We start from the raw sequence: 13,475 nt of genomic DNA, 5'->3' as shown, positions 1-13,475 counted from the left end.
TGATAAAAAATGTTAATTTTAATATTTATATAAGGGGGGGGAGATATAATACTTTCCACAAAAATATAAGGAAAATTAATGGCATACACTGATAAAGATGGAAAGCTTTATTATGATAACTCTCGAGAAGAAGTTAATTTAAATCCTAAAAGTGGTTCAGCAGTAAGTGAAGTTATGTTGGGAAATGCACAAGGATGGGCTGGACTTGTGGCTATTGCTCTAATAGCAATAGTATTTGGATTGGCAGCTCCTTTGGCACTTTTAATTTGGTTTTATTTTTATGGTTATAAAACAAAATTTTTAAGCCCTACAAATATGAGTAATTTTTATTTAAAATATTATAGAAGTTTAGCGTTGGTTGTGGCCGCTATTTATATATTTACTATTATTAAATTATTTATGGGTGGAGCAAAATTAGATGCTATTTGGCCTGTTGTTGCTATCTTTGGAGTGATTGCTTTGGCTATAATATTACTGCCTTTGACATTGAAAATCTTAAATTTTGGGTTCCAAAAAATTAACTTGATTTTTAAAACTAAAATAATGAGATTTATTTTAAAAACTGCTGCAGTATTGGTAGTTCTGTTTTTTTCAACAATGGCATTACACTTATATATTGGTAGTATGACAGAAAAAACTGAGGAGAAATTGAGTTCAATAAGCTACAGCAATATAGCAAATTTATTGACAGACAATAATTTTAAAAGTATTAAAGATAACAATTACAAAAAAGCCTTTAATGCATTTGAAACATATTATTCGGATCCATTAGTTGCTTCTGGAATTTCTGTTTTTGGATTCGGTATATATGCTTCTGGTTTTGATGATATTGATACCATCGAAGAGGCTATGGCTATAAAAAAGATTCGTGGAGATGAATATTATTTCACTGAGCATGAGTATATAGATATAATTAATGGTTTAAAATATCTTGATAAAGGATATTCTAAAGAATTAGCAGACTTTTTTACTAAATATATGGATAGAGATACTGTTGAATATTTTTCTGGTCTTGAGAAATACAAGGAGGAATCAGATAATCTCGTTGTATTATTAAAAAAATACAACCAGCTATCTGCTTTGAGAGCCTATGAAGCATTAAAGAAAAAATATAATATTAAGGCATAGATAGTAAAGTGAAAAAAACTATATTATTACTTTTAGTATCTTTTAGTTTATATGGTCAACCATACACCACTAAAAATATTACAGGTGTGTGGGAGGTATCATCACTCAAACTGAATGGTTTTACCTCCTTTGGTAAAGAGTTCTCCAAAAAAAGAGGAGAGGTTTATACTCTTATTTTTAATAAGACGGGAGAAGTGAAAAACCAAACTACAAATACTATCTATAACTACGAGATTGTAAATAATCAACTAAAAATCTACCAAACAAAAACTTACAAAAATAACTATAAAATCAAAGATAAAAAGCATTATGATTTATGGAAAATATCAGGGACTTACGAGAACTGCTATAAATCTAAAATAGTAAAGAAAAAAATCCCAGGGTATTATCGCAAAGAGGGTTATAAGTGGTGTAAGGTTCAAGAGTATCCACAGCTTATATCTACAACTACACCAAATTATAATTTTAGATAAAGAATTCTTCTTTCTTTCTTTCTTTCTCCTCTTTCTGTCTTCACTCGCAAGAGTGATTTAAAGATACAAAACATTAAACTTTTAATGCAGTAATTTTCAATAAATCAAAAAATCGAACTATATTAGATTATCTTAGACTATATTAGTATATATTGGGAAGTCTGAAAGATATGTGATTTATAGGTGTTTCGAGAATAAATTTCTTTTTTTCAGGGAGGTTTTTCTTTTTTTCAGGGAGGTTTTTCTTTTTTTCAGGGAGGTTTTTCTTTTTTTCAGGGAAATCTAATTTCATATAATCAATTATACATAATTTCTTTTTTTTAGAACCATTAAAATACTTCATAAAATAGGGACTTTCAAAAAACTTTCAATATTCTTTTTAAAAAACTTCTTTTTTTTAGAAAAAGTAGAAATTATATACTATAATAATAATAACTTATAAAATATATTAAATATTTTGTAATTAATAAGGGATAAAAATGAAAATTGAAAAAATGGAAAAAAGTTATTTATTAGTTTTAGGAAAAGATATAAATATTAGTTTTGACAGATGGGAAGCAGAGATAACTAAATCAGCAAGTGGTTATATCTCTCTATGGTTTAAAGGTATTCAAATAGGTTTCATTATAGACAAAAAAGAACAACTTGAATTTATGGGTAAATGGGAGGCAATAAATGAGTAGTTTAATCAAAGATATTCTTAAAGATGACAAAAAACAAACTAAACTTAAAAAGAAGCAAAAACAAGAAAATTATAACATTCCTATTGTTTTTAATGATATTCCATCCATAGAGGAAACTTTTAAAAAGAGCAATAGAATAATTAAAGGAAAAAGCAATATTAAATCAACTAAACACTCTCATAATTTGGGAAATTTTTTATACAGAGAAATGAATTTAAGAATGGTTAAAAATAATGGTGTTTTAGAAAAGAACGAAATATCTATACCTCTGATTGATATGAAAAAAACTTTAAAAATAAGTGGTAAAGGATACGACACTATTATTAAAGAAGCAATGGAAAATTTACAAGAGGGAAAGATTGAATTAGATAAATACACAGACAAACAAGGTAGAACTTTTGATTATGTTGTTATGTCTTTAATATCAGGGTTTGATAGGGAAAAACTTCCAAGTGGAGAAGTAATATATAATATTGAAGTAAGTAAAAAAATGATGAAATTTTTAAATGAAAATTCAAGTGGTAGTTATACAATAATTCACAATAAATATACTGCTATATTATCAGGAGTAAAACAAATTAAATTATATGAATATTGTAAGCAATATGTGGGTTTTAATGGTGGAGTTATAAAGAATTTAACATTAGAAAAATTGAATATTATTTTTCAAAGTGATTATAAATATTTATCAAAAGCAAAAGAGCAGATGGTTAAATCAATCAAAGGTATAAATACAAAAACAGATATAACTATTGCTTTCATAGAACAAGATAATAAAAAAGTAATTGAACTTCTTGTCGTTGAAAATGAAAGAGCTGTAAAAGATAGACAACAACAGAAAAAAAGAAAAGAGATGTTAGATAAAAGTAAGGGACAAGATATATATATTTTTAAACATACAGAAGAAGAACAAGAAATAATAAGTAATTTATCAAAAGGAGAAGAATAATGATTGATTTTATCAATGAATATTTTAACGATAAAGAATTATTCTTTATCACTGCAAAGGAACATCCGAACGATTTTAAATTATCTGTATATAAACATAAATATTCTTTTAAATATTTTGTTGAAGAACTTAAAGAACGACAAGAACTTAAACAAAGCATTTATTTTAGTATAAACACTTTTAAATATATTGATGGAGAAATAAGTCGAAAAGAAGATAATTTACATAAAATTAAGTCGTTATTCTTTGATTTTGATAAAGATGGTTATGAAGTAGGAAATAAAGTTAAAGAAATTTTTGGAAGACCAAGTTATATTATTCAAACTTCGCAAGACAAGTATCAATTTATATATCAATTTGATAAACCTATTGAAACAAATTTTGAATATATCTATGAAATATCTAAAACATTGACAAAATACCTGCAAGAGGAAGTATTTAACGAAGATAAAGAGAAGATAGACAATACATTTGATATGTCAAGGGTTGGAAGATTACCGAATACCATAAATGCCAAAAATGGTTTTAAAGTAAAATGGTGGAAAACAGACATCTTATATTCACTTAAATACTGGGAAAACTTAATCAAAGAACTTAATATGAAGTGGCGAACAAGAGATGAAGACAAAAGAGTTAAAAATAATAACAAAAACACACTTAAAACAGTTAAAAATAAAAAATCAATAGAAAGTATAGACAAATATGATTTTATTAATTATGAACGATATTTGAAGACATATAAATCTATCGAATATAACAGATTTAAAAGAAGAAAGCTAAAAATTGACAAAAGTATTGTTGATATGTCATTTTTGAAAAGATTTAAAAATGAGTTTGAAAGTGAATTTGGCAACGATATTGAAGTTATTAAATCTATTCTTGCTTATTGTCGTGAAGATTTAATTGAGAAACACGGACACGAAATCGAAAGATATATTGAAAATAAAATCAGAGATATTTATTAAATAACTCCCTATTTTACGACTGCCCATCTAAATGGAGTCTAAACTCCATACAAAAAAACCATATATATTTCTAAATAAATAGGTATTTAATTACATTAAACGAAATGAAAGAAAAATATCACTTATACCCCATCAAAAAGTAAACTCCCATTTTTATTTTAGTATGAAAAATTTTAGACATTTACCAATCCGAAAAGTTTTTCGTTTTGATGTTTTGAAATCAATTTTTAGCAAAATTGAAGACGGGAAGAGGAGAAGAAGAAAATAAATTAATTAAAAGAAAATTTGTTGCTTTATAATTATACATATGTGAATATGTTATCTCCTATTCTCATACTCCAAAATCTACTGCGTATATTTAGAAGTATGAGGGAGACTTTTCTACGAAAAGGGAAAAATCAAAGATTTTTTAAGAGCAGAAACACACACATATTTATAAAAGAAAATTATAAAAAATGGAGAAAAAAATTATGAGAAATGGAAGTGCTTATTTATCAACAATTATTTACACTACTAAAAAATTAGCAAAATTAGCAAAGTCGTTAAGACACAGTTTGAGAGTTGAAATTGATGGAGAAAGTTCAATCAGTTATAAACGAGAAAAAGAAAATTTAAATAAGATTTTATTTAATGGTAAAAGTGAAGATTTTTTGCAAAATTTAAATGAAATGACACAAGAAACATATTTAGATTATATTGATACTGTTATTAAAACAAATCAAAATAAAGAAATCGGAAAATTAAAACCAGTAAAATTATCAAAATCAGATTCAAATAAAAGATATAAATCTTTAAAGTATTTAAGAGAAAAGATTGAAGATAAAGAGTTTCACGAACTATTAGAAAAGTTTGCTAATGAACCTCATAGAGTCAATAGAAATAATTTAATTGTCTATTTTGAAACATTAAACACTAAAAAAACAATTAGAAACAACTTAGATAAATATATTGAAGTCATCGAAAAAGTGGGAAAAGCACAAGAGAGGAGAGAAGCAAAGTTATCAGTTGATAAAGTTGAATTCGTTGAATTTGTCGTTAAAATACCATTTGAAAATAATATTGACGACATATCAAGTGAAGATATGTTGTTATACAGTCAAGATTTTTTTAGAAGACATTTTAAAAATTATGATATTGTTGTTGGAGTTTCACATAATGACGAATTACATATGTCAAAAAAACCCGAAAATATTGAGAAATGGGAGAAAGAACATAATCAAAAATATGAACAAAAAGAAAGCGGATATCACTCTCATTTATTTATAAATACAAAAAATAAAGAGACGGGAGAATTTGATTATTACATACAACAACATTTATTAGTCGTTGAATATCTGAAAAGCAAGGGATTTAGTGATGAAATTATTAAAAAAGATGTCGGATATATTGATGAAAAAGGAGTAAGAAAACAAACACTTACACAGATTAAAAATCAAGGGAAAAACTTACAAGAATTCATTTATGAAGATATAAATAAACACTTGTTTCATAAGAAAAATTACAATGCAGTTTTAGGTTTTAATGACTTTACAATTACACAAAAACAAGAGATTGAGAAGAATAAAAGATTAAGTATAAATAACAGACAATTCAACGGTAGAAGTTTAGATATTGAATTGGAAAAACAACGGAAACAAGAGTTAATAGAAGAGATTGAACAACTTGAAGAACAAGAAATAGATAAGTGATAATGTATCTTCACTTGAAGAACAAGAACAAAAATTAGAAGATAATATATCTTCACTTGAAAATATTGAAATAGATTTCAAAAGTGAAATTGATTATGTATCAAAGGAATTACAGAGAGAAGTCGCATTAAAATCTGAAAATGATAAATTAGAAGAAAAATTACAAGATAAATACAAAGCACTTGAAACAGTCGATGAACAAATAGACAAGGGAAATAAAGAAATTGTTAAAATTAAAGAAGCAAGGGAAAAAGTATCAAAAGAAGATATGACACCACTTATAAAAAGAAAAATAAATAATATTTTAGAAGATGGAAAAAATTACAAATATGGTGGCACTCTCCTAGATAAAGAGAAAGTAAAAAATTCATTGGTTAATGAGGTTAAAAAACTTGTGAAAATTGATACTTATGACAATGAAGTTAAAAAGATTGAAGATAGAATTTACAAAGAAGCAAATATTGAAAATCTTAAATTAAAAGAAACTATTAAAGATTTACAATCAAAAAATGGGAGTTTGAAAGAAGATTATGATGTATTATATCAAAATACAGAAACTATTATTGAAACTGCTGTAAATAAAGCAAACAATGAGAAAGACAAAGAAATAGAGGGAAAGATTGAAAAAGTTAAAACAACTTATGAAAATAAAATAACAACTCTTGAAAGTGAAATTAATACATATAAAACTACTTTGTTAAAAGCAGATAGTTTAATATCGAGCCACGAAGTAGTTATAAAAGAACAAGAACAAAAAATTAAATCTCTTGAAAGTATCGTTTCAAAATTATCAAAACGATACGATAGTTTCAAAAGTAAAGTTAAATCAATGTTTAATAGAAGTTCTGAATTAAACAATGGTTTGAAAAAAACTTCTAATTATTTGAGAAACAAAGTAGATGAATATAATTATAATATTAAATTAATTGATAAACACGATAACAATTTAATCAAGAAATTAAGAAAAGAAGAAGAATTAAGAAAAGAAGAAGAATTCACTTTTACTTCTTCACGAGATAAACTACCAAAATTAGAGTCTAATACTTTAAAAACAGACATAAAGATAAAAAATAAAAAAATCACACAATCATAGTTCTTTTAGATATAATTTTATGTGAAATTCTTGTGGGGGTTTCCTTTTGATACAGATTTAGAAAAACACGGCTAATGTTTTTTGGGAAGATAGAAAACAATCTAAGACGATTGTTTTTGTATCTTTTAATATTTGTGTCATTAAAATTTAAGTTAGTTGATTTTGAGGAATGAAGTTTGAATAAAAGAGATATATCAGAGATTAAAGAGGTTATAGAACATATTTTAGAGTATAGAAATAAAGAAATATTTGAAAATGAAAATATAAGAACAAATACCTATGATTTTGAAGAAAAAGACAAATTAAACAAAATAACCACCGATAAATATGATAAACCACTCATAAAATTAAACAATTTATTAAAACAAGAAGAACGATACAAAGAAATTTTAGAAATTGAAAAACATATGATTAAGATACAATCAAAGAAAAATATATCAGTTAAAGAGTTTACTGAAATATATAATGTCTCAAAAACTGCACAGCAGAATTATAGAGGAAGACATAATAACCCTTTACCATACCATCAAAAAGTAGAGGGTGGAAAGATTATTTATAATGTCGAAGAAGTGGAGAGATGGTTTGAAAATCAACACAAGTAAAATTATTATGACTCGTATAAAAAGTCGTATAACTTTTTTTATGACATTTGATAAAACCCTAAAAATAGGGACTTATTTTAAAAAGTCTTCTATGTGGGGCAACGGGTTATAATTTTTCTCAAACTTCACCTGCCCCTTTTGCAGTTCGTTTGACACAGGAGATGATTCCTTTTGATGAGCTAAAAGAAGTGTTTCATCAAGAAATCATCAAATAATTTTATAAAACATCAAACCTGTCTAAATTCATCACTTTATCCCATGCCGAAATGAAGTCATCTACGAACTGTTCCTGTTTGTCATCTTGGGCATAAAATTCTGTTTGTGCTCGCAGTTGCGAGTTTGCACCAAAAATCAAATCTGCGCGTGTGGCTCTGTATCGAATTTCGCCGTTTTGGCGGCCCTCAAATAAGCTGTGTGTTTCATCTGTTGCAGACCATTGTATATTCATATCTGCCAAATTTACAAAAAAATCATTGCTGAGTACTTCTTTTTTGTCGCTGAGCACTCCATAATCACTTTGGCTATAATTGATCCCGAGCACTCTCAGCCCACCGATGAGCACTGTCATTTCAGGAACACTCAGTGTCAATTGCTGTGCTTTGTCGAGTAAAAGACGTTCAGCAGGCACCTGAGACTCTTTTGGAAGATAATTTCTAAAGGCATCTCCCTCTTTTGGTTCAAGGTATGCAAAACTGTGAACATCAGTCTGCTCCTGTGTCGCATCAACTCTTCCCGGCAGGAAAGGAACTTTTTTTGCATAGCCGCCATTGTGTACAGCTTTTTCAAGTGCCGCTGCTCCTCCAAGGATAATCATGTCCGCAAGTGAAATTTTATTTTTATGATTTTCATTGAAATCTTTTTGAATTTCTTGCAAAACAGATAATACTTGTTGCAGCTGTTTCGGATCGTTCACCTGCCAGTTTATTTGTGGTTCCAGAGCAATTCTTGCACCATTGGCACCGCCTCTTTTATCTGAATCTCTGTAGCTTGCAGCAGATGACCAGGCGGTATACAGCAGCTCGGAGATTTGCAGGGAGCTTTGTAAAATCTCTTCTTTAAGAGCCTCTGTTTCATCGTCATTTATCAGCGTATCCTCATTAACAGCAGGAAGCGGATCTTGCCACAGGAACTCATCTTGCGGTACTTCCGGCCCAAGATAACGTGATTTTGGACCCATGTCCCGGTGTGTCAGTTTAAACCATGCTTTTGCAAAACTTTGGGCAAATAATTCCGGATTTTCTAAAAAAGAGCGGGAAACTTTTTCAAATTCAGGATCCATTCGCAGCGCCAAATCTGTTGTAAACATAATTGTTTTGTCTTTTTTCCCTGCTATATGTGCATCAGGGACCAAATCTTCTGCATCAGGATTGACAGGGACCCATTGCCACGCACCTGCAGGGCTTTTTTCAAGATTCCATTCATATTTAAACAGGATTTCAAGATAGCTGTTGTCCCATTTTGTGGGAGTCGGTGTCCAGGCACCTTCCAAGCCGCTTGAAATAGTATCGGCTCCTTTGCCGCTTTTATAGCTGTTTTTCCAACCAAAGCCCTGTTGTTCCAATGGGGCTGCTTCAGGTTCGGGACCTACATACTTCTTTGGATCAGCGGCTCCATGGCTTTTGCCAAAAGTATGGCCGCCTGCAATAAGCGCAATTGTTTCTGCATCATTCATACCCATACGACGAAAACTTACCCGTATGTCCTCAGCGGCAGCCAAAACATTGGGTTCTCCGTTAGGGCCTTCAGGATTCACATAGATAAGTCCCATCTGTACAGCAGCTAATGGGTTTTGAAGCTTTTTGTCCTCTGAATGGCGCTTGTCTGCAAGCCACTCCTCTTCCTCTCCCCAGTAAATGTCTTCTTCTGTCTGCCAGATATCTTCACGGCCGCCGCCAAAACCATAAGTCTGTAAACCCATAGATTCCATCGCCACAGTTCCGGCAAGTATCATTAAATCCGCCCAGGAAATTTTTTCTCCATATTTCTTTTTCAGAGGCCATAACAAACGGCGGGCTTTGTCCAGGTTAACATTATCGGGCCAGCTGTTAAGCGGGGCAAAGCGCTGGTTGCCTGTTGCTGCGCCGCCGCGTCCGTCTGTGATTCGATAAGTTCCGGCGCTGTGCCATGCCATACGAATAAAAAAAGGACCGTAATGCCCATAATCGGCAGGCCACCAGGAAACGGAAGTCGTCATAAGCGAAATAAGATCTTTTTTGAGTTCTTCATAGGGGAGTGTCCCAAAAGCTTTTTTGTAAGAAAACTCTGATATTGCAGGCGTCAGACACGGATTGTTCTGTGTAAGTATTTTAAGATTAAGCTGATTTGGCCACCATTTTGCGATTTCATCACCATCTACAATGGTATGTTTGTATGATTGCATAATAAATCCTTTAAAGAACTATTTTCTTAATGGAAAATAATTATCCTTTATTATTACAGAACTAAACTTAAACGATTATTTATTATTAGAAATTTTTACAATTTGTTTCTCTGTGCAATATTTTGAGTAACACAATGGTAAAATAGCATCATGAAAAAAGATACAGACAGATTCGACACAGATATGCATACCCTGGAACTTACAAAAGACGGAAGCTATACGGCCTACTCAAAAGAGTATGCCCAGCACTATCATTCAACAAGAGACGGCGCTCTGCATGAGTCCTTGAAAAAGCATATACTTCCTGCTTCTTTACATGTAAAGGAGAAAAAAGAGGTGGCTATTTTAGATATTTGTTACGGACTCGGGTTTAATACTCTGGCAACAGTATTGCATTACAAAAAATATGCACCGCAGATAAAACTGCATATATATTCTCCGGAGTCGGATGCAAAACTGGTGCAATCCCTGCCTTCTTTTCACTATCCGGAGGAATTTAAAATACTGCACGAGGTAATAACAGCACTCAGTACACAGGGAAGATATGAGGATGAGACGCTTTGCATAGAACTTTTTTTAGGGGATGCACGGAAGTATGTAAACAAATTTGAAAACAAATTTGACATTGTCTATCAGGATGCTTTCTCGCCTGACGCAAATCCGATGCTCTGGACACAGGAGTATTTCAGTGATATAAAAAAGAGTATGAAAAAAGATGCGATTTTGACAACATACTCTACAGCACTCAAAATCCGTCTGGCCTTACATGTAAACGGGTTTTATATTTATTTAAACAAAGGAGAGGATTTCAGAGCTGCAACGGTGGCATCTCTGAGGGAGTTAAGCAACTTTGAACCGGTGAATATGCAACACAAGATTACATGTAACCCTGACGTACAACCCTTGCGAGACAGTGAACTGAATTTTTTGTCACCTGTTTAGTCATTGATAACATCCAAAAACTCTTTTCCAAACTGTGCGAATTTCTTTTCTCCCACACCGTTTACTTCAAGCATCTCTTCTTTGTTCGTCGGCATGTCATTGGCTAAATGCTTGAGTGTTTTATCTCCAAAAATGATGTAGGCAGGTACCCCCATTTCACTTGCGAGTTCGGCTCTTTTTGCCCGAAGTTTTTCAAATAACTCTTCATCATAATCAAACTCTTTTGCCTGTTTGATCTTTTTTTCTTTTATGTTTATCTGGAGTCTGGAAGATTTGATATCTACAAGTTTTTGTGATTTGAGTACGGCTATGGCATCATTTGTGAGTTTTAAAACGCTGAAATCACCCAGCAGTAAGATTTTTAATTCCAAAAGGCGTTCAATGATGACAAACCACTCTTTTTTGCTTAGTTCCAAGCCGATGCCATAGACTGAAAGCTTGTCAGCACCGTTGGCAAGCAGCTTTTGTTCAGTGGAACCGCGAAGAATATCTATGATGTAGTTTTTTCCAAAACCCTGATTGGTCTTGTAGATTGTACTGAGAATCATTTGTGCCTCTTTGGTGATATCCTGGCGTTTGTCATCGGATGTCAGACAGTTGTCGCAGCGTTCTTTACAGGCATCAAGAGTGTCGTTAAAGTATTCGGCAAGCTGTTTGTGAAAGCAGATTTCGCTGGTGGCATATTTGTATATTTTGTCTATTTTTGTATCAAGATGGGCTTTGTACTCTTCATTTTCGATGTCTGCCAGAAATCGTTTATGCTGTGCCATATCGCCTGCATTAAACAGCAACAGCACTTCGCTGTCTTCACCGTCACGTCCCGCACGTCCGATTTCCTGATAGTAGTTCTCCTGTGACTTTGGCAGGCTCATATGCACGACAAAACGGATGTCGCTTTTGTCTATGCCCATGCCAAAGGCAATGGTCGCCACCATAATGTTGATCTTGTCGTTGACAAAGATTTTAAAATTCTGTTCTCTTACATGTTGAGGCAGGCCTGCATGGTAGGCAAGAGATTTGTAGCCGTTGACATTTAAAAAAGTGCTGAGTTCTTCGGCTTTTTTTCGCGAACTCACATATATGATTCCGCTTTCGTCTTGGTGTCTTGCCAAAAAGTTTTTAAGCTGTGCATGACCGTTGCTTATGCGTCTTTGCGCAGAAATAAAAATATTTTTGCGAAATACTCTTCCTTTGAGCAAAAGAGGGTTTTCAAGACGCAGTTCTCTTAAAATATCCTGTGTGACATTGTCTGTTGAAGTTGCGGTAAAAGCGGCGATTGTCGTATGTGGAAAGTTGTGTTTGAGATTTCCCAAGGCACGATAATCATCACGAAACTCATGTCCCCACTGGGAGATACAGTGTGCCTCGTCAATCACAAAGAAGTTTACATGTAAACCGTGCAGCAGTTCAATGGTATGTCCGTTGTTTAAGCGTTCGGGAGAGAGATACAAAAACTTTAAAGCACCGCTGTATGCCTGTGATATAATATCCTGCACCTCTTCATAACTTTGTGCCGAGCTTATCATTTGTGCAGATATGTTTTGTGCCTGCAGTGCGCGGACCTGATCCTGCATCAGGGCGATTAGAGGAGATATGACAATAGTAATGCCCTCCATCATCATCGTCGGGAGCTGATACACAAGAGACTTTCCGCCGCCGGTTGGCAGTATCATCAGTAAATCCTGCCCCTTTAAGATGGCATCCACACCCTCTTCCTGGAGTTCTCTAAAGCTGTTATGTCCGAAATTGTCTTTTAATATCTGATTTTTGATTTGTACTCCATTGGTTGTCAACTTTTTTTCTGCACTGCTGATTGTTGTTGCTTTGCTTTTTCTCTCAGCCCACCCTGAAGGATGGGTTCCTGGCATTTATTTTCCCGGAATCGGTACTTCAGTGCCGACTGCCACAACTTTCCTGGCGTTTTCAGCCCGCACTACAGAAAAAAATTAATAATTTGCACTTATTCGATCTACTTCATCCCATGAGAGTGAAGTTGATTTTTGATGTTTGATGATATGTGCGACGTACCGGGCAAACATATCTGTCTCGACATTGACACGACTGCCTTTTTTGTAGTTCTTAAAAAGTGTCTCTTTCATTGTATGGGGAATGATAGTCAGACGAAAACTGTTTTCGTCGACATCATTGACCGTAAGGCTGACCCCGTCAATGGTAATGGAGCCTTTTGGCACAATATAGGGAATAAATTTCTTCTCTACTGTGATAAAAACATCATAAGAGTTGCCGTTGTTTTTGATCTCTTGAATGGTGCCTACAGTATCAACATGTCCCTGAACGATATGCCCCTCAAACCGGTCACCCATTTTCATAGCAGGTTCTATATGCACCTCGTTTTTATAATTTTCAATGGCCAAAAGTTTTTGGCTCTCAGGAGAGAGTTCTACGGCAAAGCCGTCTGGATTTACTTTTACTACGGTTAAACAGGCACCGTTTACGGCAATTGAATCACCGATACCGGCTTTGTATGTTGCTCTGATACTGAGAGTGGAACCCACAAAGCTTTTCACTGTTGCAACTTCTCTGATTAGTCCTGTAAACATATATCTGTTTC

At 32.5% G+C, this 13,475-nt stretch carries 13 protein-coding genes; 9 read left to right on the top strand and 4 right to left on the bottom strand.

Annotated elements, in window-relative coordinates; all coding sequences use genetic code 11:
- The first annotated feature begins 78 nt into the window (after positions 1 to 78).
- Both MNY28_RS09645 and MNY28_RS09640 read left to right on the top strand, forming a co-directional pair.
- On the top strand, positions 79 to 1,128 hold the full coding sequence (locus MNY28_RS09645) for a hypothetical protein (RefSeq protein WP_346389704.1): 1,050 nt from the start codon (positions 79 to 81) through the stop codon (positions 1,126 to 1,128).
- An 8-nt stretch (positions 1,129 to 1,136) separates the two neighbouring features.
- Complete coding sequence (locus tag MNY28_RS09640) at positions 1,137 to 1,601, top strand: hypothetical protein (protein ID WP_346389703.1); 465 nt, start codon at positions 1,137 to 1,139, stop codon at positions 1,599 to 1,601.
- 142 nt (positions 1,602 to 1,743) lie between these two features.
- Here the strand turns inward: MNY28_RS09640 and MNY28_RS09635 are convergent, their stop codons facing one another.
- Positions 1,744 to 1,944 (bottom strand): hypothetical protein, encoded by a 201-nt coding sequence (locus tag MNY28_RS09635; RefSeq protein ID WP_346389702.1) that lies wholly within the window; start codon positions 1,942 to 1,944, stop codon positions 1,744 to 1,746.
- A gap of 136 nt (positions 1,945 to 2,080) precedes the next feature.
- On the opposite strand from MNY28_RS09635, the gene MNY28_RS09630 reads away from it, so the two are divergent.
- The 6 genes from MNY28_RS09630 to MNY28_RS09605 all read left to right on the top strand — a co-directional run bounded on the left by MNY28_RS09630 (position 2,081) and on the right by MNY28_RS09605 (position 7,581).
- Positions 2,081 to 2,284: a hypothetical protein gene (locus MNY28_RS09630; protein ID WP_346389701.1), complete on the top strand. Its 204-nt coding sequence runs from the start codon at positions 2,081 to 2,083 to the stop codon at positions 2,282 to 2,284.
- Entirely contained in the window at positions 2,277 to 3,233 is a 957-nt protein-coding gene (locus tag MNY28_RS09625; RefSeq protein WP_346389700.1) for a replication initiation protein, read from the top strand. Before MNY28_RS09630 ends, MNY28_RS09625 begins: the two co-directional genes overlap by 8 nt.
- A complete protein-coding gene (locus MNY28_RS09620) occupies positions 3,233 to 4,198 on the top strand; it encodes a hypothetical protein (protein WP_346389699.1) in 966 nt (321 codons plus the stop codon). The genes MNY28_RS09625 and MNY28_RS09620 overlap by 1 nt, the downstream gene beginning before the upstream one ends.
- A 455-nt stretch (positions 4,199 to 4,653) precedes the next feature.
- Positions 4,654 to 5,886: a hypothetical protein gene (locus MNY28_RS09615; protein WP_346389698.1), complete on the top strand. Its 1,233-nt coding sequence runs from the start codon at positions 4,654 to 4,656 to the stop codon at positions 5,884 to 5,886.
- Positions 5,887 to 6,154: 268 nt separating this feature from the next.
- A complete protein-coding gene (locus MNY28_RS09610; protein ID WP_346389697.1) occupies positions 6,155 to 6,979 on the top strand; it encodes a hypothetical protein in 825 nt (274 codons plus the stop codon).
- A gap of 176 nt (positions 6,980 to 7,155) precedes the next feature.
- Entirely contained in the window at positions 7,156 to 7,581 is a 426-nt protein-coding gene (locus MNY28_RS09605; protein ID WP_346389696.1) for a hypothetical protein, read from the top strand.
- Between the two features lie 217 nt (positions 7,582 to 7,798).
- Here MNY28_RS09605 and katG read toward each other — a convergent pair whose 3' ends face one another.
- Positions 7,799 to 9,961, bottom strand: coding sequence for a catalase/peroxidase HPI (gene katG, locus MNY28_RS09600; protein WP_346389695.1), 2,163 nt, complete (start codon positions 9,959 to 9,961; stop codon positions 7,799 to 7,801).
- Between the two features lie 150 nt (positions 9,962 to 10,111).
- On the opposite strand from katG, the gene MNY28_RS09595 reads away from it, so the two are divergent.
- Positions 10,112 to 10,903: an MnmC family methyltransferase gene (locus MNY28_RS09595; protein ID WP_346389694.1), complete on the top strand. Its 792-nt coding sequence runs from the start codon at positions 10,112 to 10,114 to the stop codon at positions 10,901 to 10,903.
- Here the strand turns inward: MNY28_RS09595 and recQ are convergent.
- The gene (recQ, locus tag MNY28_RS09590; RefSeq protein ID WP_346389693.1) at positions 10,900 to 12,771 is read right to left on the bottom strand and encodes a DNA helicase RecQ; all 1,872 of its coding nucleotides are present in this window, start codon (positions 12,769 to 12,771) and stop codon (positions 10,900 to 10,902) included. The genes MNY28_RS09595 and recQ overlap by 4 nt on opposite strands.
- A gap of 78 nt (positions 12,772 to 12,849) precedes the next feature.
- A complete protein-coding gene (gene ribE / locus MNY28_RS09585; RefSeq protein WP_346389692.1) occupies positions 12,850 to 13,464 on the bottom strand; it encodes a riboflavin synthase in 615 nt (204 codons plus the stop codon).
- Positions 13,465 to 13,475: the final 11 nt, after the last annotated feature.

It is taken from the genome of Sulfurimonas sp. NWX367, from assembly GCF_039667065.1.
Lineage (GTDB): Bacteria > Campylobacterota > Campylobacteria > Campylobacterales > Sulfurimonadaceae > Sulfurimonas > Sulfurimonas hydrogeniphila.
The sequence above is the reverse complement of the archived record's forward strand: the minus strand, read 5'-3'. Positions and strand labels throughout refer to the sequence as shown.